At 64.4% G+C, this 23,750-nt stretch carries 26 protein-coding genes and 1 tRNA gene; 15 read left to right on the top strand and 12 right to left on the bottom strand.

What is annotated here, in order from left to right; translation table 11 throughout:
• Positions 1-3: 3 nt before the first annotated feature.
• Positions 4-1,020, bottom strand: a complete 1,017-nt coding sequence (coxB, locus tag SX1_RS09935; protein WP_019052891.1) for a cytochrome c oxidase subunit II — start codon at positions 1,018-1,020, stop codon at positions 4-6.
• A 284-nt stretch (positions 1,021-1,304) separates the two neighbouring features.
• On the opposite strand from coxB, the gene pyrE reads away from it, so the two are divergent.
• The 5 genes from pyrE to SX1_RS09910 are packed head-to-tail and all read left to right on the top strand — an operon-like array spanning position 1,305 to position 5,040.
• Positions 1,305-1,886: an orotate phosphoribosyltransferase gene (pyrE, locus tag SX1_RS09930; protein ID WP_026149645.1), complete on the top strand. Its 582-nt coding sequence runs from the start codon at positions 1,305-1,307 to the stop codon at positions 1,884-1,886.
• A 3-nt stretch (positions 1,887-1,889) separates the two neighbouring features.
• Entirely contained in the window at positions 1,890-2,627 is a 738-nt protein-coding gene (locus SX1_RS09925) for a pyridoxine 5'-phosphate synthase (protein WP_019052889.1), read from the top strand.
• On the top strand, positions 2,624-3,025 hold the full coding sequence (acpS, locus tag SX1_RS09920) for a holo-ACP synthase (protein WP_019052888.1): 402 nt from the start codon (positions 2,624-2,626) through the stop codon (positions 3,023-3,025). Before SX1_RS09925 ends, acpS begins: the two co-directional genes overlap by 4 nt.
• A gap of 35 nt (positions 3,026-3,060) precedes the next feature.
• Positions 3,061-3,933: a signal peptidase I gene (lepB, locus tag SX1_RS09915; protein WP_026149644.1), complete on the top strand. Its 873-nt coding sequence runs from the start codon at positions 3,061-3,063 to the stop codon at positions 3,931-3,933.
• A gap of 24 nt (positions 3,934-3,957) precedes the next feature.
• Positions 3,958-5,040 carry an AI-2E family transporter gene (locus tag SX1_RS09910; protein WP_019052886.1) on the top strand — a complete coding sequence of 361 codons (1,083 nt, stop codon included), beginning with the start codon at positions 3,958-3,960 and terminating at the stop codon, positions 5,038-5,040.
• 23 nt (positions 5,041-5,063) lie between these two features.
• On the opposite strand, the gene SX1_RS09905 is transcribed toward SX1_RS09910, so the two are convergent.
• The 7 genes from SX1_RS09905 to SX1_RS09875 all read right to left on the bottom strand — a co-directional run bounded on the left by SX1_RS09905 (position 5,064) and on the right by SX1_RS09875 (position 11,443).
• Positions 5,064-6,419: a sensor histidine kinase gene (locus tag SX1_RS09905; RefSeq protein ID WP_019052885.1), complete on the bottom strand. Its 1,356-nt coding sequence runs from the start codon at positions 6,417-6,419 to the stop codon at positions 5,064-5,066.
• Positions 6,419-7,138, bottom strand: a complete 720-nt coding sequence (locus tag SX1_RS09900; RefSeq protein WP_017183967.1) for a response regulator — start codon at positions 7,136-7,138, stop codon at positions 6,419-6,421. Before SX1_RS09900 ends, SX1_RS09905 begins: the two co-directional genes overlap by 1 nt.
• 135 nt (positions 7,139-7,273) lie before the next feature.
• Complete coding sequence (locus SX1_RS09895; protein ID WP_019052884.1) at positions 7,274-7,897, bottom strand: EF-hand domain-containing protein; 624 nt, start codon at positions 7,895-7,897, stop codon at positions 7,274-7,276.
• Positions 7,898-8,023: 126 nt separating this feature from the next.
• On the bottom strand, positions 8,024-8,677 hold the full coding sequence (locus SX1_RS25015; RefSeq protein WP_303620896.1) for a methyl-accepting chemotaxis protein: 654 nt from the start codon (positions 8,675-8,677) through the stop codon (positions 8,024-8,026).
• 81 nt (positions 8,678-8,758) lie between these two features.
• The gene (locus tag SX1_RS09885; RefSeq protein WP_017183964.1) at positions 8,759-9,976 is read right to left on the bottom strand and encodes an argininosuccinate synthase; all 1,218 of its coding nucleotides are present in this window, start codon (positions 9,974-9,976) and stop codon (positions 8,759-8,761) included.
• 141 nt (positions 9,977-10,117) lie between these two features.
• On the bottom strand, positions 10,118-11,107 hold the full coding sequence (locus SX1_RS09880; RefSeq protein ID WP_255209738.1) for a hypothetical protein: 990 nt from the start codon (positions 11,105-11,107) through the stop codon (positions 10,118-10,120).
• Between the two features lie 141 nt (positions 11,108-11,248).
• Positions 11,249-11,443 carry a DUF4169 family protein gene (locus SX1_RS09875; protein ID WP_026149643.1) on the bottom strand — a complete coding sequence of 65 codons (195 nt, stop codon included), beginning with the start codon at positions 11,441-11,443 and terminating at the stop codon, positions 11,249-11,251.
• A 97-nt stretch (positions 11,444-11,540) separates the two neighbouring features.
• Here SX1_RS09875 and SX1_RS09870 point away from each other — a divergent pair, with 97 nt between their 5' ends.
• Entirely contained in the window at positions 11,541-12,530 is a 990-nt protein-coding gene (locus tag SX1_RS09870; RefSeq protein WP_019052880.1) for a LacI family DNA-binding transcriptional regulator, read from the top strand.
• A gap of 16 nt (positions 12,531-12,546) precedes the next feature.
• Here SX1_RS09870 and SX1_RS09865 read toward each other — a convergent pair.
• A tRNA-Gly gene (locus SX1_RS09865) sits at positions 12,547-12,620 on the bottom strand.
• A 110-nt stretch (positions 12,621-12,730) separates the two neighbouring features.
• On the opposite strand from SX1_RS09865, the gene SX1_RS09860 reads away from it, so the two are divergent.
• From SX1_RS09860 to SX1_RS09850, 3 genes are all read left to right on the top strand, one after another.
• Positions 12,731-13,651: a LysR family transcriptional regulator gene (locus SX1_RS09860; protein ID WP_026149642.1), complete on the top strand. Its 921-nt coding sequence runs from the start codon at positions 12,731-12,733 to the stop codon at positions 13,649-13,651.
• A gap of 112 nt (positions 13,652-13,763) precedes the next feature.
• Complete coding sequence (locus SX1_RS09855) at positions 13,764-14,879, top strand: DUF47 family protein (protein ID WP_019052879.1); 1,116 nt, start codon at positions 13,764-13,766, stop codon at positions 14,877-14,879.
• Positions 14,880-14,900: 21 nt separating this feature from the next.
• Positions 14,901-15,899 (top strand): inorganic phosphate transporter, encoded by a 999-nt coding sequence (locus SX1_RS09850; protein ID WP_017183959.1) that lies wholly within the window; start codon positions 14,901-14,903, stop codon positions 15,897-15,899.
• Positions 15,900-15,961: 62 nt separating this feature from the next.
• Here SX1_RS09850 and SX1_RS09845 read toward each other — a convergent pair whose 3' ends face one another.
• Entirely contained in the window at positions 15,962-16,159 is a 198-nt protein-coding gene (locus SX1_RS09845; RefSeq protein WP_019052878.1) for a hypothetical protein, read from the bottom strand.
• 140 nt (positions 16,160-16,299) lie between these two features.
• Here SX1_RS09845 and SX1_RS09840 point away from each other — a divergent pair, with 140 nt between their 5' ends.
• Both SX1_RS09840 and SX1_RS09835 read left to right on the top strand, forming a co-directional pair.
• The gene (locus SX1_RS09840) at positions 16,300-17,709 is read left to right on the top strand and encodes a helix-turn-helix domain-containing protein (protein WP_019052877.1); all 1,410 of its coding nucleotides are present in this window, start codon (positions 16,300-16,302) and stop codon (positions 17,707-17,709) included.
• Between the two features lie 225 nt (positions 17,710-17,934).
• Complete coding sequence (locus SX1_RS09835) at positions 17,935-19,710, top strand: sensor domain-containing diguanylate cyclase (protein WP_019052876.1); 1,776 nt, start codon at positions 17,935-17,937, stop codon at positions 19,708-19,710.
• A 172-nt stretch (positions 19,711-19,882) separates the two neighbouring features.
• Here the strand turns inward: SX1_RS09835 and SX1_RS25010 are convergent, their stop codons facing one another.
• Positions 19,883-20,710, bottom strand: coding sequence for a cold-shock protein (locus SX1_RS25010; RefSeq protein WP_026149641.1), 828 nt, complete (start codon positions 20,708-20,710; stop codon positions 19,883-19,885).
• Between the two features lie 239 nt (positions 20,711-20,949).
• On the opposite strand from SX1_RS25010, the gene SX1_RS09825 reads away from it, so the two are divergent.
• The 4 genes from SX1_RS09825 to SX1_RS24495 all read left to right on the top strand — a co-directional run bounded on the left by SX1_RS09825 (position 20,950) and on the right by SX1_RS24495 (position 23,091).
• Positions 20,950-21,567, top strand: coding sequence for a ribonuclease D (locus SX1_RS09825; protein WP_017183955.1), 618 nt, complete (start codon positions 20,950-20,952; stop codon positions 21,565-21,567).
• 21 nt (positions 21,568-21,588) lie between these two features.
• Positions 21,589-22,236, top strand: a complete 648-nt coding sequence (locus tag SX1_RS09820) for a hypothetical protein (protein WP_019052875.1) — start codon at positions 21,589-21,591, stop codon at positions 22,234-22,236.
• Positions 22,236-22,796, top strand: coding sequence for an LptA/OstA family protein (locus tag SX1_RS09815; RefSeq protein ID WP_019052874.1), 561 nt, complete (start codon positions 22,236-22,238; stop codon positions 22,794-22,796). Before SX1_RS09820 ends, SX1_RS09815 begins: the two co-directional genes overlap by 1 nt.
• Before the next feature lie 121 nt (positions 22,797-22,917).
• Positions 22,918-23,091 (top strand): hypothetical protein, encoded by a 174-nt coding sequence (locus SX1_RS24495; protein ID WP_017183952.1) that lies wholly within the window; start codon positions 22,918-22,920, stop codon positions 23,089-23,091.
• A gap of 65 nt (positions 23,092-23,156) precedes the next feature.
• On the opposite strand, the gene SX1_RS09805 is transcribed toward SX1_RS24495, so the two are convergent.
• Positions 23,157-23,747, bottom strand: a complete 591-nt coding sequence (locus SX1_RS09805) for a histidine phosphatase family protein (RefSeq protein ID WP_019052873.1) — start codon at positions 23,745-23,747, stop codon at positions 23,157-23,159.
• Positions 23,748-23,750: the final 3 nt, after the last annotated feature.

Here is a 23,750-nt window from a genome sequence, read left to right as displayed (position 1 = left end):
ACATCAAAGCTTGGCGTCAGCGACGGGCGCGGCGGCAGGCGCAGCGGCCTGGGCCGTTTCGGCGGCGGCTGGCGCTGCACCGGGCAGCTTGCCACCCTGCGAAAGCACCCACTGGTCGAATTGCGCAGGCGGCAGCGCTTCGATCGCGATCGGCATGAAGCCGTGGCGCGCGCCGCACAGTTCCGAACACTGGCCGTAATAGACGCCCGGCTTTTCGATGGTGAAGCTCTTTTCGTTCAGGCGGCCGGGAACGGCATCCATCTTCACCCAGAGCGACGGCACGGCAAAGCTGTGAATCACGTCTGCGCCGGTGATGATCAGCTTGATCGGGCGGCCCACGGGCAGGACCAGCCGGTTGTCGGCAGCCAGCTGATGCGGTTCGCCGCTGGCATTGGCCTGCTCTTCGGTCAGCATGTTCGACACGAATTCGGGGATGCCCGCATCGGGATATTCATAGCCCCAATACCATTGATAGCCGGTGACCTTGACGGTCAGCGCATCCTTGGGCGCGGGCTTGTACTGGTCGGCCAGCAGGCCGATGGAGGGCACGGCGACGACCAGCAGGATCAGCACCGGCAGCACCGTCCACACGACTTCGATCAGCGTGTTGTGCGACGTCTTGGACGGGATCGGGTTTGCGCTCGCCCGGAACTTCCACATGGCGTAGAGCATCAGGGCAAGGACGAGGATGGAGATCGCGAAGATCAGCGGCAGCAGCATCTTGTCATGCAGCCAGCGCGCGGTGTGTCCCGTCGAGGTGAACTGTTCCTGCAACGTGACTTCGCCAGGCTTGGGCATGCCAATGCCTTCGGTCGGCTTCATGCGCGGCGGCGCGGCGACCTTGGCCACAGGCGCAGCCTCGGTGGCGTTGGCAGCCGAATCAGCCGGAGCGGCTGCATTGTCGGCAGCCGGCGCAGCAGCGGCGGCGACATTGTCCTGCGCCAGCGCCTGACCGTTCATCGCGATTGATGGCGCGAAGGCCAGCAATCCGGCGAGAACGAGCGATTTCACCTTGTTCATAGCGTGTTCTTACCCCGTAACCCCTTGGCGCCGCTGCAACGAAGACGCGCGTCTGCGCATCGCCCCCGCCCGGTCGGTTCTGCCGCGGCTTATAGGCATGGTTTTTTCATGCCTCAAGCTTCCATGACCAGATTTTCTTCACTGTTGCAACGCCCCCTTTGGCCGCCTATTTCGCAGCAGCGCGCACAGGGGCGCGATCATGGCGCGTCTTGTTGCGTCATGTTGACAGGGATTTGATGGGGGTCAGAGCGCCCGGATGGCCCGCGACAGGATTGATGAACGGCATGAACGACGAAGAGGTATTGGCGGAATTCCGGGCAGCAGGGGCATTGCTGGAAGGACATTTCATTTTGTCGTCGGGCCGCCGCAGCGCCAATTATCTGCAATGCGCCCGCGTGCTGATGAATGCAGAGCGCGCCGGCAAGCTGGCCCGCGCCGTGGTGCAGAAGCTGCCGCGCGAATTGCGGCAGGAAATCGACCTGGTGGTTTCGCCAGCCATGGGCGGGCTGATCGTGGGGCATGAAGTCGGCCGTGCGCTGGGCAAGGATGCGGTGTTTCTGGAACGGCCCGAAGGGACATTCGAACTGCGCCGCGGCTTTGCCATAGCGCCGGGCCAGAAAGTGCTGATGGTCGAGGATGTCGTGACCACCGGCCTGTCGTCGCGCCAGGCGATCGAGGCGGTCGAAAAGGAAGGCGGCGTGGTCATCGCCGAAGCCGCGCTGGTCGACCGCTCGGCGGGCGAGGTGGAACTGGGCGTCCCCTTCTATCCGCTCGTGTCGATCAATTTCCCGGTCTATGAAGCCGATGCAGTGCCGCCCGAACTGGCGGCGATCCCGGCGATCAAGCCCGGCAGCCGGAAGATATAGGATATGCCGCACTCCCCCGCCCCACTGCGACTGGGCGTCAATATCGACCATGTCGCCACCATCCGCAACGCGCGCGGCGGGGATCATCCCGATCCGGTCAAGGCGGCTTTGCTGGCGGTGAAGGCGGGGGCGGACGGCATCACCGCGCATCTGCGCGAGGACCGGCGGCATATTCGCGACGAAGATGTCGCGACGCTGATGGCGGCGCTCAGCGTGCCGCTCAACCTGGAGATGGCGGCGACGGCGGAGATGCTGGACATCGCGCTGCGCTACAAGCCCCACGCCGCCTGCATCGTGCCGGAAAAGCGCGAGGAGCGCACGACCGAGGGCGGGCTGGACGCAGCGGGCCAGTTCGAGACTCTCAAGCCGATCGTGGAGGCGCTGGGGGACGCGGGTATCCGGGTGAGCCTGTTCATCGAGGCGGACACGGCCCAGATTGACGCGGCGATCCGGCTGGGCGCGCCGGTGGTGGAATTTCATACCGGCGCCTATGCCCATCTGGGCGGCGAGGCGCGGGCGGCGGAATTGCGCAAGATTGCCGATGCGGCTGCGCTGGCGGCCAGGAACGGGATAGAGCCCCATGCCGGGCATGGCCTGACCTTCGACAATGTCGCCCCCATCGCCGCCATCCCGCAGGTCGCCGAACTCAATATCGGCCATTTTCTGATCGGCGAGGCGATCTTCGGCGGGCTGGAAGGCAGTATCAGAGAGATGCGGCGGCAGATGGATCTGGCGCGGTGATCATCGGCCTCGGTTCCGACCTCTGTAACATCGAGCGTATCCAGAATTCTCTCGACCGCTTCGGCGTGCGATTCGAACAGCGCGTATTTACAGATGTCGAGCAGGCCAAGGCCAATCGCCGCCCCTTCACCAAGGCAGGGACGCTGGCCAAGCGGTTCGCCGCCAAGGAAGCCTTTTCCAAGGCGGTCGGGACCGGGTTCAAACGCGGCGTGTTCATGAAGGACATCGGCGTCGTCAACGCGCCATCGGGCGCGCCGACGCTGGCGCTGACCGGCGGGGCGCTGGCGCGGCTGGAGAGCATGATGCCAGCAGGTCACAAGCCGGTCATTCATCTGACGCTAACCGACGATCATCCATGGGCGCAGGCCTTTGTCATCATAGAGGCGGTGCCGCTGTGAGCGCCCTGCCCCCCGATCCCAGCGAGCAGACCCCCATGACGGCAACCGACCTGCACGACGACATGCCTGCACCGGAAGCAAAGGCGCCCGCGCCCTGGGTCAATTGGTGGCAGGAAGTCAAAAGCCTGTCGCTGCTGATTCTGGCGGTGCTGGCCTTTCACAGCTTCGTCGCCAAGCCTTTCTATATCCCGTCCGAATCGATGATGCCGGTGCTGCTGACCGGCGACCGGCTGGTGGTGAGCAAATTCCCCTATGGCTGGTCCTATGTCTCGCCCAGCTTCCACCCCCTCCCCTTCCTGAAAGGGCGTTTGTTCGGGCGCATGCCCCAACGCGGCGACATCGTCATCGTGTCGCCGCAGAACCGGCGGGAAGATTATATCAAGCGGGTGATCGGCCTGCCTGGCGACATTGTCGAGGTGCGCGGTGGGCAGGTGGTGCTGAACGGCGTGCCGGTGAAGCAGAAGGCCCTGAAAACGCTGCGTCTGCCCGTCGATGCCAACGCGCCCTGTTCGCCGATGCAATTCCCCGGCGCGCGGGTCAGCGGCCCGGACGGCAAGGACTATTGCGAATTGCCGGTGCGGCAGGAAATCCTGCCCAATGGCAAGACCTACCTCACGATCGACATGGGGCCGAGCGCGCTCGACTGGTATGGGCCGGTCAGGGTGCCCGCCAACCATGTGTTCCTGATGGGCGACAATCGCGACAATAGCGCCGACAGCCGCGCACCGCTGGAAGAAAATGGGTTGGGCGGGCCCGTGCCATGGGAGGCGATTGGCGGGCGGGCCGAATTCATCACCTTCAGCCTGGACGGCGACACGACATGGAACCCGCTGAGCTGGGTCCGGTCACTGCGTAGCGGCCGGGCCGGGAACAGCCTGCGGCCAGCGAGCGTTACCGACCCGAAATAGTCAAAGACCAAAGGGGTATCGGGTTTGAGCGACACGCAACATCATGTCGAGGCGCCCGGTCCCAGCGAAGTGCGCAGCCCGCTGGTCGCGCATGAATTGCAGCGTGCGGGCGTATGGTTTGCCTTCGCCATCGTCATAGGGCTGATCGCCCTGCTGGCCCAGCCGATCCTGCTGGTTCTGGGCGCGCTGGTGCTGGCGACGATGATGGATGGCGGGGCGCGGCTGTTGAACCGCATATTGCCGATCGCGCGCGGCTGGCGCTTGACGATCGTGCTGCTGGGCGCCGTCGCCTTCATGGCCTGGACCTTCTACCTTACCGGATCGAGCCTGATGGAGCAGGCGCAGGCGATGCGGAGCATCGTCGAAGCGCAGGTCGCGCGGGTGGGCGGCTGGATGCAGCAGATGGGCGTGTCGACGACGCCGGAGGATCTGAAGAGCCTGGCCAGCCAGGCGATGAGTTCCATGGGCCGGGTGACGGCAGCGGTCGGCACCGCGGTCGGCGCGATCACCAGCGGGGTGATGATGCTGGTGCTGGCGATTTTCATCGCGGTCGATCCCAAGCTGTACGAACGCGGGGTCGCCTGGATGCTGCCGATGGACAAGCGCAGCCATTTCTACGCCATCGCCGACAAGATGGGCTGGACGTTGCGACGGCTGATGGCCGGGCGGCTGATCGGCATGACGGTGGAAGGGGTCGGTACCTCGCTGCTGCTATGGGCGGGCGGCGTGCCGATGGCGGGGCTGTTGGGCATATTGACCGGCCTCTTCGCCTTTTTGCCCAATATCGGATCGATCATTTCCGGCGTGCTGATCATCCTGGTCGGCTTTTCGGGCGGGACCAACACGGGCCTTTATGCCTTTGGCGTCTATCTGGCGGTGCAACTGGTCGATGGCTATCTGATTGTGCCGATGGTGGCGAAGAAGGCCACCGATCTGGCCCCGGCGCTGGTGCTGGCGGCGCAGATTTTGTTTGGCGCGCTGTTCGGGATCATGGGGCTGTTTCTGGCCGATCCGATCGTGGCGATGATCAAGGTCTATCTGGAGGAACGATCCAAAAGACTGGAAGAGGTGCGGGCCAGGCAGGTGAAGGACAGGCTGGCGGTTTGATGGACAGCCCGCCCTATCGAGCCTCAACCCGGCAATAGGAGACTGGCTTCCAGTCCGCCGCCCGGTCGGTTCGCCAGCCGCAATTGGCCCTGATGCTCCGCCATGATCGCGCGCACCAGCGCCAGCCCCAGCCCGGCCCCGCCGGTTTCCCGATTGCGTGACCCTTCCAGCCGGGTGAAGGGTTCGAGCATTTCGTCCATGCGATCCGCGGCAATGCCCGGTCCTTCGTCGGCCACAGCGATGCGGATCATCGCCCCTTCGCGGCTGACCGACACATGCGCGCGATCGCCATAGACGATGGCGTTTTCGATGAGGTTGCGGAGCGCGCGGCGGATCTGCTGCGGGCGGACGAAGGCGACGGCGCGATCGCTGTCGGTCATGGCGACCGGCGACCCCAGTTCGATGAAATCTTCCACCACCGCGTCGGCGAGGCTGGCGAGATCGACCTTCTGCGCGGCTTCGGTACTGCGCCCGGCGCGGGCGAGCGAGAGGATGTCCTCCAGCATCCGGTTCATTTCCTCGATGGTTTCGGACATGCGCGCCCGTTCGCCATCATCTTCGACCGATTCGGCGCGGACCCGCAGCGAAGCGAGCGGCGTGCGCAGGTCATGGCCGATCGCGCCCAGCATCCGGTCTTTCTCGTCCAGCATGGCGATGATGCGCGATCGCATGGCGTTGAACGCCATGGTGAGGTCGCGCACGTCGCCCGGGCCGCGTTCATCGACCGGATCGGCCGCGCCGGTGCGGGCAAATTGCAGGGCAGAGCCGGTGAGCTGCTTCAACGGACGCGCCAGCCGGCTGCCGACCCACAGCAGCGGCAGCAGGACGATGACGTAGAGGATGAGCGTCTGACCGACCAGCCAGCCGCCAAAGCGTTGCGGCCGGTCACCGGTGCGCGCCTGCGTCACCACCCATTTGCCCGTTTCATATTCCGCCGCCAGCGTCAGCCGCGCGACGCGATGGTCGTGCGGACGATCGCCATTGGCGCGAATGCGGATGCGTTCCCAGCGGCGCAGGGGCATGATGGCGTCATCCTGCACCACGCGAACATTCAGGATATTGAGGCCAATATCATCGAACATCGCCATCGCGCGCCGTTCGATGTCCGGGCGCGGCTGTCCTTCCAGCGTCGGCGTGCCCTGGACGAAGCGCGCGCGCATGCGCGGCGGGGCGGGACGGTCGGGCCGGTTGTCGAGCGCATCGATCACGCGATAGACGGCAGGGGCCGTCTGGCCGGTCAGTTCCAGCCGGGTCCGTTCACGAAACAGCAGCGTGAAATTGATCGCCTGCGCGACAAACAGCGCCAGCGCGACGATCAGGATGATCTGGCCCACCAGACTTTGCGACCATAGGCGCAGCCGCCGCCACCCCTGCGCCATCACAATTTGCGGACTTCCGCCGACAGGGTGTAGCCGCCGCCCCACACGGTCTTGATCAGCGTGGGGTTTTTGGGGTCCGGCTCGATCTTCTTGCGCAGGCGGCTGATCTGATTGTCGATCGCCCGGTCGAAGGCATTGGCCTCACGCCCCTGGGTGATGTCGAGCAACTGGTCGCGGCTGAGTACGCTGTTGGGGCGCGTGGCAAAGGCCAGCATCAGATTATATTCGGCGGTCGAAAGCGGCAGCGACACGCCCTCGCTATCCACCAGCGTGCGCTCCTGCGTCTTGAGCAGCCATCCGGCGAAACTGTAATTGGCGCCATCGGGCGCGGTGACGCGCTGGCCGCCGGTGGCGACGCGGCGAAAGATCACCTTGATCCGCGCGACCAGTTCACGCGGCGAAAAGGGTTTGAGCACATAATCGTCCGCGCCCATTTCCAGCCCGACGATGCGGTCGGTCTCCTCCGCGCGGGCGGTCAGCAGGATCACCGGGATCTCGCTGGTTTCGCGGATATGGCGGCACAGCGACAGGCCATCCTCGCCAGGCATCATGATGTCGAGGATCACCAGGTCGATCGCGTTCGCGTTCAGCCGGATGCGCGCTTCGGCCGCGCTGTCGACGGCGGTGACGCGGAAGCCGTTGCGCGAGAGATATTGCGCCAGCGGTTCGCGGATCGAACGTTCGTCATCGACGAGGAGGAGATGGGGTTTTTCGCTCATGCTGCCTGTCTGTCACGGCTGAACAAAGGTTGGAAGGGCGAAGGCGCAAGGGGGGACGCCTTCGCCCTTCCAGGTGTCGCGACCGGGTTCAGGGACATCAGGGGAAATGCCGGGCCGGACGCGAATGGGGAAAGGTCAGCCTGCGGGTGGCGGCGGAGCCTTGCGGTCCTTCCATGCGCCACGCATCGCCTGGCGGGCTGCCTTCATTTCATCGGCGGTCACCTTGCCATCCTTGTTGGCGTCCGCCTTGTCGAACATCGCGGTCGGCGCGGCCATGAATTCCGCCTTGGTGATGGTGCCGTCCTTGTTCGCGTCGGCGCGCATGCCCATCATGCCGTGACCGCGATGATGGCCGCGACCCTGCCATTTGCGGCCTTCGCCACGCTCGGCGCGCTTGTCGGCGCGGGCTTCGTGGGCGGCGGCAAATTCCGCCTTGCTGACCTGGCCGTTCTTGTCGGTGTCCAGCATGGCAAAGCGCTTGTCGAGTCGCTGGGCGCGCATGGCGTCGCGATCGGCCTGGGTCAGCTTGCCGTCCTTGTCGACGTCCATCTTCGCAAAGCGTCCTTCGAGCGCTGCGGTCATTTCCGCCTTGCTGATCGCGCCATCCTTGTTGGTGTCGGCCATTGCCATCATGCCGCCGCGACCGCCCCGATGGCCGGGGCCATCAGCGCCCGGCTGGGCAAAGGCGAGATGCGAGGCGGCGAGACCACCGACGAAGAGCGAACCGAGCGCGACGGTGCCAAAAAATTTGCGGATCATATCCTGTTACCTTCCCAGTGATTGTCATGAACGACAAGTCGCCGTCCTTGAAATCCGTTATGGGCAGGATTTGTCCCGCAACTATGTCAGTGCAACCGGCAAACTGTCGCAATTTGTAACCGCGTATCAGCCGGCAATGAAGGCGCGGGCGTCGCGCGTGGCGGCCTGCGTATCGAGCGCTAGCTTCTTAACCTCCGCCGCGACGACGGAAAAGCCGCGCCCCGCCTCCCCCGCGCGCGCCGCTTCGATCGATGCGTTGAGCGCCAGCAAATTGGTCTGGCGGGCAATGCCGTCAATCGTATCGACAATGCCGCCGACTTCGCAGAGCACCTGCTCTATGCTGGCGCGGCGGTCGCGTTCCTGGCGATTGAGGCGCCTCTCGGCATCCTCGCGCGCGGCGATCGCTTCCTGTTCGGCGCTGATGTCGGTCGCGAATTTGATGATGCCGATCTGCACGCCCTGATCGTCGAAGATCGGGTTATAGCTGCCCCTGATCCAGATCAGCCGACCGTGCCGATCCTGCCGCCGATAGACGCCGGTGTCGAACTGTCCCGCGCGCAACCTGTCCCAGAACGCCGCATAATCGGGCGTATCGGCAAAGCCCTGTTCGCAGAACAGGCTGTGCGGGCGCAATTCTATGTCCGCAAAAGCATAGCCGAACAGGGTCAGGAAATTGTCGTTGGCGCCAATGACGCGACAATGCATGTCGAAGCTGACGATCGCCGTCGAGCGTTCGATTGCGCGACAGATTGACGATGTCTCCAACTCTATACCGTACATGCCCATGCCTCCGAAATGGAGGCATGGGCTACAATCGGTTAACGCTTGCCTAACCATGCGGCAGGCCGCACGCGATAGCTGTCAGCGGTCCCGGCGACCCAGCAAGCGCAGCCGCAGCGCGTTCAGCTTGATGAAGCCTGCTGCGTCGCGCTGGTCATACGCGCCCGCATCATCCTCAAACGTTACGACCTTTTCGCTGTAGAGCGAATTAGGCGACTTGCGGCCCACGACATAGACGCCGCCCTTGTACAGCTTGAGCCGCACCGTGCCGGTGACCTTTTCCTGGCTATGGTCGATCGCCGCCTGCAACATCTCACGCTCCGGGCTGAACCAGAAGCCGTTATAGATGAGTTCGGCGTAGCGCGGGGCCAGTTCGTCCTTCAGATGCGCCGCGCCGCGATCCAGCGTCACCTGCTCGATGCCGCGATGGGCGAGGTGATAGATGGTGCCGCCCGGCGTTTCATACATGCCGCGCGACTTCATGCCCACGAAGCGGTTTTCGACCAGGTCGAGACGGCCAATGCCATGTTTGCGGCCATAGTCGTTGAGCGTTTCCAGCAGCGTTGCCGGGGACATGGCGACGCCGTTGATGGCCACGCCATCACCGCGCTCGAAATCGATGGTGATATATTCGGGCGCGTCGGGCGCGTCCTCCGGGTTGACCGTCCGCGAATAGACATAGTCGGGGACTTCATCCCACGGATCTTCCAGCACCTTGCCCTCGGACGAGGTGTGCAGCATGTTCGCGTCAGTCGAAAAGGGGCTTTCGCCGCGCTTGTCCTTGGCGATCGGAATCTGGTTCTTTTCGGCAAATTCGATCAGGCGGGTGCGGCTGGTCAGATCCCATTCGCGCCACGGCGCGATCACCTTGATGTCCGGCGACAGGGCATAATAGCCCAGTTCGAAACGGACCTGGTCATTACCCTTGCCCGTCGCGCCATGCGACACGGCATCCGCGCCCACCATCTTGGCGATTTCGATCTGGCGCTTGGCGATCAGCGGCCGGGCGATCGACGTGCCGAGCAGATAGAGACCTTCATAAAGCGCATTGCTGCGCATCATCGGGAACACATAGTCGCGCACAAATTCTTCGCGCAGGTCGTCGATGAAGATATGCTCTTCCTTGACGCCCATCAGCCGGGCCTTGGCGCGCGCGGGCTCCAGTTCCTCGCCCTGCCCCAGATCAGCGGTGAAGGTCACCACCTCGCACTGGTAGGTCTGTTGCAGCCATTTCAGGATCACGCTGGTGTCGAGGCCACCGGAAAAGGCAAGGACGATGCGGTTGATCTTGTCTGACATGGCTAGCGACTCTTCTGTGCAAGGGTGGCGCGGATGATGCGCGCGGCGCGTATCAGCCAGTGTGCAAAAGTGCAACCGGACAGGCAAAAAGGGACCGGAAGCGTAGCGCCTCCGGTCCCTTTCAATCTGTCTTCAGTCCAATCAGGACGTGCGCGGCTTCAGAAGGCCGGTACGCACACCATCATTGCCGAAGCGATAGACGGTCTGGCTGCGATCGACCGCTGGAGCAGGGGCTGCAACCGGGTCAGCCGCGCGGGGCGCTGGCGGGGTTTCGATCGCCTGGCGCTCGGCCAGCAGGAACCTTGCCCGACGCAGCCGCTTGGCATGGGTGAGGAAAGGATTTTCCGCGCTGGGCGGCGCGGCCACCATCGCCGCGATCGTGCGCTCCTCGTCCGTTGCCGGGGCAGCGGGCGTGTAAGCCGTACGCGGCGCGACGGGCGCTGGCCTGACGGGTTCCGGCGCGGCCTCAACCGGCATCGCTGCGACAACCGGCATCGGCTGGGCCATCGGCGCAGGCGCAACGGCCTGATCGTCCACAACCGCGTCAGCGGGACGACGACGGCGCATCATTGCAGCGCCACCCAGTCCGGCAAGCAGCAAGGCGACGCCGCCCATGGCGAACAGAAGCGCATTGTCGGTCCGGGCTGGCTGCTCGGCCACGACGGGCTCGGCGGGAGCCTGGGCCATCGGCTCAGGCGCGACGATTGGTGCAGCGGGAGCTGGCGTCACGGTCGGCGGCGCAACAGCCGGGGTCGACTGGGCAGCAGGTTGGGCCATGGCGGCAGGTGCTACCGGCGCAGCGGCCCGTTCCACGCTGCGCGGGGCTGCGCGGCGCGGCGCAGGCGCAGGCGTGGCGGCGGCCTCCGCTTCAGCAGCGGCGATGGCTGCGGCGCGACGCTCCTCGACCGACGGGGTCGCCTGCACGACCGGCGCGCTCGGCGCGAACGTCGGCGTGGCTGGCGCAGCGGCGATGGGCGCGGCCGCGGGTACCGAAGGCGTGGCGGGGGCCGTCACGGTGGGGGTAACCGGCGGCGGGGCGATTTCCTGCGCCAGCAAAGGGGTTGCACTGAGAGCCAAAACAGCGGCGATCGCGGCCCTGGCGGGGCGAATGGGGCTTGTGTGTTCAGTCATAGCGAGAGAAGAACCCGCGACATCTTCAATCGACTGCAAGGCGACTCTCGATTCCGGGACGGAAGGAGGCGGATAAGCGGCAGATTGATTGACATGAACAATGGTTCATCTTCAAATGAACCACAGATTTACAGAACTATACTATGCTTCGTCTGAACGGCGACTTTCCCTATATGCGCCATCCAGCAAAGCGTCCTGCCGCGCCTGATCCGTGCCCTGCGCGATCCGCTCCGCCTTCGTCCGGCCGAATTTGGCGCGATTGCTGTCTGCCGTGCGCGACTTGTCGGCCCGCGCCTTCACCTTGCGCGCCTGACGCAGATTGACGACATTGCTCATGTGCCGATGACCCTTCATGTGCGGCTCGTTCAGCATCTATCATAGGAGTCGCGATCATGACTTGCCAAGCGTGGCGTCTCCCTTCCATGACAGGCTTATGACCAGCATCCACGACGTCGCCGCTTTGGCCAAGGCATCCATCAAGACTGTGTCGCGTGTCGTGAACAACGCCCCCAATGTCAGCCCGGACCTGCGCAGGCGGGTGCAGGCGGCCATCGATCAGCTGGGCTATCGCCCCAACCAGTCGGCGCGGCGGCTCGCGGGCGGACGTTCCTTCATGATCGCCTATCTCTACAGCAACCCCGCCCCCGGTTATATCAGCGGCATCCAGTCCGGCGCGGCGGCACGCTGCCGCGAACTGGGCTATCATCTGGTGGTGGAACCGATTTCGGCAGCGGGCGAGGAATGGTTCGACGTGCTGGATCGGCTGGTCGCGGCGTTGCGGCCCGACGGCGTGCTGCTGGTGCCGCCCCTGTCGGACAATGAAGCGCTATTGGCGCGCCTGGCGGAATTGCGCCTGCCCTGCGCACGGATCGCGGGATCGGTTGTCGCGGCCAGCTTCAACATCCACACGCCCGAACGTGCCGCCGGGCGGATGGTCGCGGACCATCTGATCGGGCATGGCCACCGGCGAATCGGCATCATCACCCCCCCGCTCTCGCACCGCGCGGCGCTGCGCCGGGTCGAGGGGTTTCGCGACGGGTTGAGCGCGGCGGGCCTGCCTGTCGACGACGCGCTGTTCGTGCAGGGCGGTTTCGATTTCACGTCGGGCATAGCGGCAGGCGAAGCGCTGCTGGCCCTGCCGCAGCCGCCCACGGCGATCTTTGCGACCAATGACGACATGGCGCTGGGCGTACTGACCCTGGCCCACCGCATGGGCCTGAACGTGCCGGACGATCTGTCGGTGGTCGGTTTCGACGATACCCCCGCGAGTCTCACAAGCTGGCCGCCGCTGACCACGGTGCGTCAACCGCTGGAGGAAATGGGCCGATCGGTCATCGACGCGCTCGCCAACGGACCGCTCGACGAACCGGAATTTCTGTTCACGCTGGTGGAGCGGGGCAGTTGCGGGCCAAGGCCGGGCTGATCTGCTGAGGAAGGGCTGGAGCGGGTAGCGGGGATCGAACCCGCATCACAAGCTTGGAAGGCTAGTGCTCTACCATTGAGCTATACCCGCCCGGCCGGGAAGCGCCCTGCCATCATCCTGGGGGCTTCGTCAATATCGCAATGTATGATTGCGCCAAGATCGCCCTTAACCCGGCCCGGCATTTCCTCTATCAGACGGGGATGCAAAGCCCTTCCCTGCGCCAGCTGGATATTTTCGCGCAGATGGTCGCGGCGGGCAGCGTCGCGCGCTGCGCCGATATGCTGGGCGTCACCGCCGACGAAATCGCCCGCGACATCGCGTCGCTGGAAATGCGTCTGGGCTATCGCCTGTTCGAGGATATGAGCGGGAGCGTCCGCCTGACCCCTGCCGGGCGCAAGACGGCGCAGGCCATGACATTATTGTCGCAGGACGCGCCGGAGGATTGGGACGAGACGGCTGCTCCTGCCGAAGCGCCGGCCCCGCCGCTCCAACCGCCCGCGCCGCAGCGCCAGACGATCATGCTGGCTGCCCCTGCCCCGATCTTCGGTCATTTTCAGGACGCGCTATCGGCGTTCGAGGCGGCGAACGAGGATATTGCCATCACGCTGGACTTGCATGTCCAGTCGGTGACGGACGCAGCGGCAGCGTTGCGGGAGGGGCGCGCGGACATCGCCTATTTCTATGCGCTGGAGGAGCCGGCCGGTTTCGCGTCCCGCTATGGCTGGTCGGAACCGCTCAGCCTCTATGCGGGCGCGGCCCATCCGCTGGCGCAGGCGGACAGCGTGTCGCGCGAGGATCTGGCGGTCACGCCGATGCTGGCGCTGGAGCGGCGCAGCCCCATGCGCCACATTATCGAGGATGCGCTGGCGCGCGGGCGGGTGCAGCTTGGCGCACCAGCGCTCGAATCCGATGATATGTTCGCGGTGATGACGGCGTTGCGCGCGGGCACAGGCATTTTCGCCGCCTTCGGCGCGCTGGCGCGCGATCTGGGGCGGATGGACGGGATCGAGCGGCTTCGGCTCGACAGCCAATTGCCCGCGATCGAGGTGCGACAGGCGCTTGGAGCCCGCGCGGCGGAGACACCGGCGGTCGAGGCGCTGGCGGAATTTCTATTTCTTTAGGGCCGATACCGTTGGCGCGGAAAGCTGCCGGCCCATGGATCATCGGTGCGGAAAGCCCGGCATGATGAGGTCCGATTGCGCATTGTGACAATTTCGTTACAAGGCGCACTCCATGCGCCAGATCGCCGCCCTGCCCTATACGACCCATGCCGACGGATCGATGCAGATCCTGCTGATCACGTCGCGCGACACGCGGCGGTGGGTCATTCCCAAAGGCAACCGTATCAAGGGGCTGGCCGGCCATCGCGCCGCCGAACTGGAAGCGTTCGAGGAAGCGGGCATTCACGGCATCGCCTGTCCCGCCTCGCTTGGCCGCTACAGCTATGACAAGCGCAAACGCAGCGGCGCGGCGCGCGAAGCGACCGTCGAGGTATTTCCGCTTGCCGTGACTGGCCAGTTGTCGCAATGGCCCGAACAGGGGCAACGCGAACTGCGCTGGTTCCCCGTGGCGGAGGCCGCCTGCGCCGTCGACGAACCCGATCTTCAGGCAATCATCGCCGCCTTTCGCAAGCCGCCCCGCGATCCGGGCCGGTTCGTGCGGATGCTGCTGTGGTTCAAGGACAAGCAAAGCGAAAGGACTGGAATGCTCGCCTGGTTTCATGCGTTGATGCCAAAGCAGGGCCGCTTTTTCGAACAGTTCGAAAATCATGCGGCAACCCTGGTCGCCGGCGCGGACGCGCTGGCCCGGCTGCTCAAGGGCGGACCGGACATGGACGTCCATATCAAGGAGATTTCCGATCGCGAACATGAAGCGGACGACATCATCCGCGACGTGTTGCTGGACGTGCGGCGCATCTTCGTGACCCCGTTCGACCGCAGCGCCATCACCGGCCTGATCGGCGTGATGGACGACGCGATCGACCAGATGAACCAGACCGCCAAGGCCATCGCCCTCTACGAGGTCAAGGCATTCCCGTCGCAGATGCAGGATATGAGCGCGCTGATCGTCGAATGCGCGCGACTGGCGGCCGAAGCGATGCCGCTGCTGCGTTCGCTCAACCTCAACGCCGCGCGCCTGCACGACCTGACCGAACGGCTGGTCAAGCTGGAGGGCCATGCCGACATATTGCATGAAGCGGGCCTCAAGACGCTCTATGCCGCCGCGCGCGAGGGCAATCCCATGGATTTTGTCGTCGGGCGGGAAATCTATTCCCACCTGGAAAAGGTCACCGACCGGTTCGAGGATGTCGCCAACCAGATTTCCGGCCTGGTCATCGACCACGCCTGACGATCCCGCCGGATACGCTTCATGGACCCCATTGCCCTCCCGCTGCTGATCGCGCTGATCGGCGTCGCGCTTGCCTTTGACTTTCTCAACGGCCTGCACGACGCCGCCAACTCGATCGCGACCATCGTGTCGACCCGCGTGCTAAAGCCCCAATATGCGGTCGTTTGGGCAGCCTTCTTCAACTTCATCGCCTTCCTCTTCTTTGGCCTGCATGTCGCGACCACAGTGGGCAAGGGGATCGTCGACGCCGCGATCATCGATCCGCAGGTGATTTTCGGCGCGCTGATGGGGGCGATTTCGTGGAACCTCATCACCTGGGCGCTGGGCATCCCCTCTTCCTCCAGCCATGCGCTGATCGGCGGGTTGCTGGGCGCGGGGACGGCCAAGGCCGGGCTGGGCGCGGTGATATGGTCGGGCGTGTTCAAGACCAGCGCGGCGATCGTCATGTCGCCGGCCATCGGCCTGCTGCTGGCGTTGCTGCTGGTGCTGATCATCAGCTGGATCTTCCGCCGCTTCACGCCCCATGGCGCGGACGGCGTGTTCCGCAAGCTGCAACTCGTTTCCGCATCGCTCTACTCGCTGGGGCATGGCGGCAATGACGCGCAAAAGACGATGGGGATCATCGCCGTGCTGCTCTATTCGCAGGGCATGTTGCAGGGCGAATTCCATGTGCCCTTCTGGGTCGTGATCAGCTGTCAGGCAGCGATGGGGTTCGGCACGCTGTTTGGTGGGTGGAAGATCGTCCACACCATGGGGTCGAAAATCACGCGGCTTAGCCCGGCGCAGGGTTTCTGCGCGGAAACCGGCGGGGCGATCACCCTGTTCATGGCGACGCATCTGGGCATTCCGGTGTCGACGACCCATACCATCACTGGTGCGATCGTAGGTGTCGGCGCATCGCGGCGGCTGTCGGCGGTACGATGGAATATCGCATCGCGCATCATCGTCGCCTGGGTCGTGACCCTGCCCGCAGCCGCCCTGATCGGCGCGGGCTTCTACTGGATCACGCGCTTCTTTTGATAGCCATACGGCACCGGCCATGCTGGCCGATGCCGTGCTGCTTCAGTCAGGCTGGGCGCCGATCAGGCGACGCGGCCAAGCCGGTGATAGAGATTGGCATATTTGACGGATTCCGGCTGGTCCTGAATCTCGCGCAGATAATGGACGATGGCGGTGCGGATCAGGCCGAAATCCTCCTGCGAGAAAACCGCGCGCGACCGGGCGGGCTGGGGGTGGCCGCCGGTGTCCGTCATATCTTGCGTCATCGTGTCCGTCGTCATGATCCTGTCCTTGTCTCAGCGAGCCGTCGTGCGGCGATGAACAATGAGTTAGACATATTGACGCGCAGCGGAAGGGCGATGAGTGGCCGCGTGTCACAATAGGATTTGGTCAATCTGTCAATCTATGACATTATGACTTTATGGCAGACGCGACAGACCGCAAACTCTATCTTGGCCCCAAGCTGCGCGTCCTGCGCCGCGAATTGGGCCTCAACCAGACCCGCATGGCCGAGGAACTGGGGGTTTCTCCCAGCTATCTCAATCATCTGGAGCGCAACCAGCGACCGTTGACCGCGCAGATGCTGCTGCGGCTGGCCAATGTCTATGACATCGACATTCGCGATTTCACCGCGCGCGCCAATGATGGCGGATCGGGCGAGTTGAGCGAGATATTGTCCGACGCGCTGGTGCGCGACATCGGCATTGCGCGCGACGAAGTGCTGGAAGTGTCGGAAAATTATCCCGGCGTCAGCGAAGCCATCGCCCGATTCTATCGCGCGCTGAGCGATCTGCGCCGCCTGCCGGGCGAAGCAGCGGCGGGGGAGCGCGGCCCCGCGCCGCTGGTCGCGCCGATCGACTGGCTGCGCGAGACGATCGCGCGGGCGGGCAATCATTTTGCCGAGATCGATGCGGGCGCCGAAGCCATCGCCGCGCAGTTGAGCCAGGACCCCGCGCTGTTGCAGGCCGAGTTGCGCGCGCGCCTGAAAGACCGGCACGGCATGGCCGTCCAGGTGCTGCGCGCCGATGTGCTGGCGGGGACGCTGCGCCATTATGACATGCACCGGCGGCGGTTGATGCTGAGCGAACGGCTGGCCGCGTCCGGGCGGCTGTTCGCCATCGCCTATCATCTGTGCGCGCAGGAACTGGCCAACGCGATCGCCGCGCAGGTCGCCCGCACGGCCCCGCCGGACGAGGATAGCCGCCGCCTCGCCACCATCGCGCTCACCAACTATGCCGCGGCCGCGCTGATCATGCCCTATGACCGCATCCGCCAGGCGGCGGAGCAATGCCGCCATGACCTGCCCATGCTGCGCGACCGATTCGGCGTGTCGAGCGAACAGCTTGCCCACCGCCTGACCAGCCTCAACCGCACCGGCGCGCGCGGCATCCCCTTCTTCATGGTCAGGATGGACCGGGCGGGCATCATATCCAAGCGCTTCGACGGCGAAGCCTGGCCCTTTGCCCGCTATGGCAGCACTTGCCCCCGCTGGGACGCGCATGGCGCTGGCGCAGTCGATCAGGTGAGCGTGCAACTGATCGAGACGCTGGACGAGCGCCGCTTCGTCACGCTCGCCATGGCGCTGCCCCTTCCGCCGGGCGCGCGTGGCCGCGCGGTCATCGCGCTGGGGTGCGAGGCGAAACATGCGTCGCGGATCGTCCACGCCGACGGGATCGACGCGGACAAGGACGATGCGGTCGAGGTCGGCCCGACCTGCCACCTGTGCGAACGCCGCGCCTGCCCCGACAGGGCGCTGCCCCCGGTAACGCGGGCGCTCGATTTGCATGGCTATGAACGGACGAGCGCGCCGTTTCCGTTCAGGCGGGTGTGATGGGGAGTTGTGGCTGGCGAGCGAATGACCGCGCTGCATTTGGGACGGCGTGACAACGGCCACCGTCGATCATCCTCGATCGCGCAGTTCGCCTGAAGCCGCGAAATCGGGTGGCCCCATCAAAAAGAGGCGACGGAGGAAAAGCATCAGTTTTCAATGTCATTCGTCGCATAGTCCGGGAAGGTTGACGTCTTTTTAACCAGCGTCCGGGCAAGACAGGGCGTGATGCACAGCGGCCGCCCTTTCAACGGAATTTTGCTGAGAAAGCCGATCGCCTTCGCGCTGGTGGGGGCGTTAGGGTATCTGATGCTCGCCAGTGGCACTATCGCGCTGACAAGTGACGGCCGTGATCACGCGACGGTGTGGCCCGCAGATGCCATCATCCTGGCGCTGCTGCTCAATTCGGGCAGACGGCATTGGCCATTGCTTCTGACGGCAGGGTGGCTGGGCAACCTTGCCGCCAACGGGCTCACCCGTGAATGGACCATCGGGATCATATTCTATGGTGCGATCAACATGGGCCAGGTGCTGCTGGCGGCATGGTCGCTCAGACGGTCCGGCGACACCAGGAATCTGCTCTCCGATGTAAGGGCAGTCGGGCGCTTCGTCATCTGGGCAGGTCTTTTCGCCCCCTTGATGGGAGCCGCTGTCGGATCTCTGGTCGCTTCGGTGAATTACAATGTGCCGATCGGCCCGTCATTCATCCGCTGGTTTGCCAGCAATTCGCTTGGATTGCTCGTTTGTACGCCGTTCCTGAATGCCGTTTTCGATGGAAGCTACCGTCGTTGCTTTGCGGCCAAAAGTCTGTGGGAAAGAGGCGAAACATTCGCCCTGATGGCGATCCACGCCGCCGTGACAATTTTTGTATTCGGGCAGAATCACCTGCCGATACTGTTTCTCTCCTTTTCTTCGCTCCTTCTGCTCTCATTTCGCATCGGGCGGCTCGGCACCTATGCCGGAGTTATGCTCGTTGCCATTATCGGCGCGGTGTCAGCCCTTCAGCATTTTGGCCCCATGGCCTTGATCAATGAGGGCGCGGCCTTTCAGGCCATCTTCTTTCAGGCCTATCTGGCGACGCTGTTGGTGACGACACTGCCCGTGGCAGCGATCGTTGCATCGCGCGCCGAAGCGTTGGGCAATCTGGCCGCCCGCGAGGAGACGCTGCGCCTCATCATGGCGCATTCACCCGACGTCATCCTGAGCTTCGACAATGATGGCGTGTGCCGATGGGCGGACGGTCCTGTGCGCGAATATCTGGGGCTTGGGCCGGAGGAGCTTTTTGGCAATCCCGCCGCAGCAATCGCCCTTAGCACAGGCGAAGAGCTGCTGGTGGCGTCTGGCCGCCCTACCGATGAACGGGGCACGGAGAAGGCCATCGAGTTTTCGCCGATTTTGCAACCGTCCCTCACACTGGAAGCATCGTTCCGGGATCTTACCCGTGATGGCATGATTGTCGGGCGCGTCGTGACCTTGCGCGACGCGACAGCGCGAAAGGCCCGCGAGCATGCGATAACCATTCAGGTCGAAACGGATGATCTGACCGGGGTCAAGAACCGGGCTGGCTTTCGGCGACATGTGCGCGCCGCGCTGGCCGACACCAGCCGTCCCTGTTCGGTAGCGATTGTCGATGTCGATCATTTCAAGGTCATCAATGACCGCTACGGTCATCAGGTCGGGGATGCGGTTCTCATGGAGATCGCGCAGCGATTGACCGCGGGCATAAGGCAAAGCGACATCGTAGGCCGTATCGGCGGCGACGAGTTCGCCATCCTCTTTCAATGCGACCTGGAAACAGCGAAACTGGCCTGCGAGCGTATCGCCTATTCCATTTCCCAACGCCCCATATTTTCCGATGAGACCCTGTTAGTCCTCACCTCGATCAGTTGCGGAGTAGCAGGCTACATGCCGGGCATGTCGCGCGATCAACTGTTCGAGGCAGCCGACACTGCCCTGTATCAGGTCAAGCGGGATGGACGAAACGGCGTCCGTGCAGCCGGGTGACGCGGACAATATCGCGTTCACGCGCTTGCCTGCGCAAATAAGCCTTCGCGCCTGATTGCGGCAACGTCATCGTCAAGCGGCATAGCCGCCCAACACCCCAGCATCAAAAAAGGGGCCGCCGGGCAGGCGACCCCTTCTTTATCCTCTCCCGCGAAAGCGGAAGTGTGGCCGCTTAGTCGGCCTTGGGCTGGAGGTTGACGGCGGCATATTTGCCGCGACGGTCGACTTCCAGTTCAAAGTCCAGACGATCGCCTTCATTCAGGGCGGCCATGCCAGCGCGTTCGACGGCGCTGATGTGGACGAAGGCGTCGGGCTGGCCATCATCGCGCTGAATGAAGCCAAAGCCCTTCATCGCGTTGAAGAATTTGACCGTGCCGCTGGCGCGTTCGCCGGTCAGTTGGCGCTGCGGGCCGCCACGATCGCCACCGGGGGCGCCGAAACCACCAGCGCGCGGTTCGCGCGGCGGGCCACGATCCGTCACGGGGAGCGGTTCGCCTTCGATCTTGAGATCGGTTGCCGAAACCTTGCCGCCACGATCGACCAGGGTGAAACCAAGCTGCTGACCTTCGGCCAGACCAGTCAGGCCGGCCTGTTCGACAGCACTGATATGCACGAACACGTCCTCGCCGCCATCATCGCGAACGACGAAGCCGAAGCCCTTTTGCCCGTTGAAGAATTTAACGACGCCAGTGCCTTCGCCAACGACCTGCGCAGGCATGCCGCGACCACCGCCGCCGCCGCCGCCGAAGCCGCCGCGGTTGCCACCGCCAAAGCCGCCGCCGCCGGCGCGATCACCGCCGAAACCACCGCCGCCGCCGCCGAAGCGGTCACCGCCGAAACCACCGCCGCCGCCGCCGAAGCGGTCACCGCCACCGAAGCCGCCACCAAAACCACCGCGACCACCGCCGCCGCCAGCGCCCTGATCGTAGAAATTGTCGTCGCCGAAACCGTCGCGCTTGTCCTTGCCGCGCCCGCCGCGGCGACCTCTGTCAAAACTCATGCCCTGTTAGTCACTTTCGCTTCGCCCCAAGACCAATCGGACAAACATGTCGGGCGAATGACATGCACAATCCACCGCAAAGGCGCGGTTTGGGAATCACTATATCAACTTTTCAGGGGAGCGCGAATGTTTTTACAGGCAGGGCTTCAGGTAGGACTTCGGTTGATCCTATGGCCATGTCGCACCATCGGCAAAGCCTTTGATTGCGATATCCCCGCTTTGCCCATAGAGGGGAAGCCATGACCGTCCATTTTCATGAAGAAGACCTGCCCGCAGGCGTGCTCGCCCCCGGCCCGGTTGCCGTCGACACCGAAACCATGGGGCTGATCACCCCGCGCGACCGCCTGTGCGTGGTGCAGATCAGCGATGGCAAGGGCGATGAACATCTGGTCCGCTTTGCCGCCGGGTCGGACTATGCCGCGCCCAATCTGCGCGCCGTGCTGGCGGACCCGGAACGGCTGAAACTCTACCATTTCGGGCGTTTCGACATTGCCGCGATCAAATATTATCTGGGCGTCGTGGCAGCCCCTGTCTATTGCACCAAGATCGCTTCACGCCTGATCCGCACCTATACCGATCGCCATGGCCTGAAGGAGCTGGTCCGCGAACTGCTGGGCCAGGACATCAGCAAGCAGCAGCAGTCGAGCGACTGGGGCAACCCCGTCCTGTCCGACGCGCAGAAGGATTATGCCGCATCCGACGTGCGCTTCCTCCACGCGCTGCGCACCGAATTGAACAAGCGGCTGGAGCGCGAAGGGCGGATGGAACTGGCGCAGGCCTGTTTCGATTTCCTGCCGCACCGTGCCGAACTCGATCTGGCGGGATGGCCGGAGATCGACATATTTTCCCACATGTAAGCGAATCGGATCGTCGTCACCATGTCCGTCCAGGCCGATCAGCAACGCGATGTGCGCCGCCACTGGGCGCGACCGGGGGGCAGTCATGACCGGCTGGTCGGCCTGCTCAAAAACTGGCTGCCGGTCGCGGTCGGGGTGCTGAGCGCGCTTTTGGCGACCGCGCCCTTTACCAGCGGCGACAAGGTCAGCTTCGTTCTGGACAAGAACAAAGTCGAAGTCGCCAAGGAACGCATGCGCGTGACCGAGGCGCTGTATCGCGGGCAGGACAGCAAGGGGCAGCCCTTTTCCCTGCGCGCAGGATCAGCGGTGCAGAAAAGCTCACGCGAGCCGATCGTGGACCTGAACAGCATGTCCGCGCGCATCCTGCTGTCGGACGGTCCCGCCGTGCTGAGCGCACAAAAGGGCCGTTACGACATGGAGACCGAGCGGGTCGGGATCGAAGGGCCAGTGCAGTTCGAGGCGGCGGGCGGCTATCGCCTGACCACGCGCGACGTCGGCATCGACTTAAAGACCCGGCGGATGCGCAGCGCGGGTCGGGTCGACGGGCGCATCCCGATCGGCACATTCAGTGCGGACCATCTGGAAGCCGACATGGGCGCGCGCACGGTGACATTGAATGGTCGGGCCAGCTTGCGCATCGAACAAAATGGCCTCAAAGGGCGAAACTGATGAAAGCCTCTTATCTTCTGCTGTCGGTCGGTTGCGCGGGCGCCGCGGGCCTGATGTTTGTCGGCGCCATGCCATCGCTCGCGCAAGTCGTCAGCAGGCATGACAGCAACGCCCCGGTCAACTTCACCGCCGACCGGATCGAGGTGCAGGACCGCGCCGACCGCGTCGTCGTGTCCGGCAATGTCGAAGTGACGCAGGCGGGCATGACGCTCAACGCCGCGCGCATGACGGTGGCCTATCGCAACGAGCCAGGCGGCGGCGCAAGCGGGGTGGAGATCGACCGGATCGACGCATCCGGCAATGTCGTGGTGACCAAGGCGGATCAGACCGCGCGTGGCAATGTCGCCATTTACGACCTCAACAGCAAGCTCATCACCATGTTGGGCAATGTCGCGCTGACGCAAGGGTCAAACCGGCTGACCGGCGGGCGGCTGGTGATGGACCTGAACACCGGGCGATCGACCGTCGATGGTCGCGCATCGGGCGGCGGGGCTGGCGTGACAGGCAGCGCCGGGGGCCGGGTGACGGGGACATTCTCGGTCCCGCAGCGAAAAAATTAAGCGCGGACGTTGTGGAGTTTTCCTGACGCGACGAACCGTTTGAAAGCGGGTTGATCCGGAGCGTCAACCCTGTAGCAATCATGGATTGCACATTTTCATTTGTGCTGCGATAAGCTGCCTCATGACATTGGCGGCAATCGTTTTGGTGGTATTCGCCCTCGCGCTTGGTGGCGCTATTCTCAGCGCGCGCCGCTGGAACATGACCATCGGCGTCATCAGTGGCCTGGCGGTCGGGCTGGCCGGCTGGGCGATAGCCTCGATGGGCATCATGATCTGGTTTTCCAAAAGCTACTAGCAGCCTCGATCGGCGGTCCGCCACACCCCGGCAGGCAAGAGGAAGCGGAGCGCGTCGCTATCGCTTCAAGGCCGCACGTCCCATCGCACCAGCGTCACACGGCCGTTCGCATCCAGCGCCAGCTCCCCGAATGCCCCCGTCCGCAATTTGAGCGATCCTAGCGGCAAACCGGCAGCCAGCAGCGCGAAGCGGGCCGCGCCATTGCTGGTGACGAACAGGTCCACCCCCTCCCCGCCCTCGGCAAAGCAGGCGTGCCACGCCGCGATCCGCGCTTCGGCGTCGACGATCCAGTCGGCCGGGGCGATGCCGCGCTCATCCCAGTCTGCGATCGCCTGCGCGCCGATGCGCGCCAGAACCTGCGCTTCGGGCCGGCCTTCGTCGGGCCCATGATCGATTTCGCCCAGCCAGTCGCCCGTACCGTCTGGCGCATGGCCGTTGGCGTCAGCGATCGCCTGCGCGGTTTGTCGGGCGCGCAGGAGTGGACTGGTCAGCAGGCGGGTGATGGCGAAGTCCTGCGCGGCGAACCATGCGCCCAGCCGTTGCCCCTGGGCATGGCCACTCTCGACCAGCGGCAGGTCCGTGCGTGATCCGATGCGGCAGGCCTGCGCGCTGCTGGCGAACGTGTTGCCATGACGGATGATGAAAAGACGGCGCATAGC

Source organism: Sphingobium xenophagum NBRC 107872, from assembly GCF_000367345.1.
Taxonomy (GTDB): domain Bacteria; phylum Pseudomonadota; class Alphaproteobacteria; order Sphingomonadales; family Sphingomonadaceae; genus Sphingobium; species Sphingobium xenophagum.
Note: the sequence above shows the minus strand (reverse complement) of the source record. Positions and strands in the feature narration are given on the sequence as shown.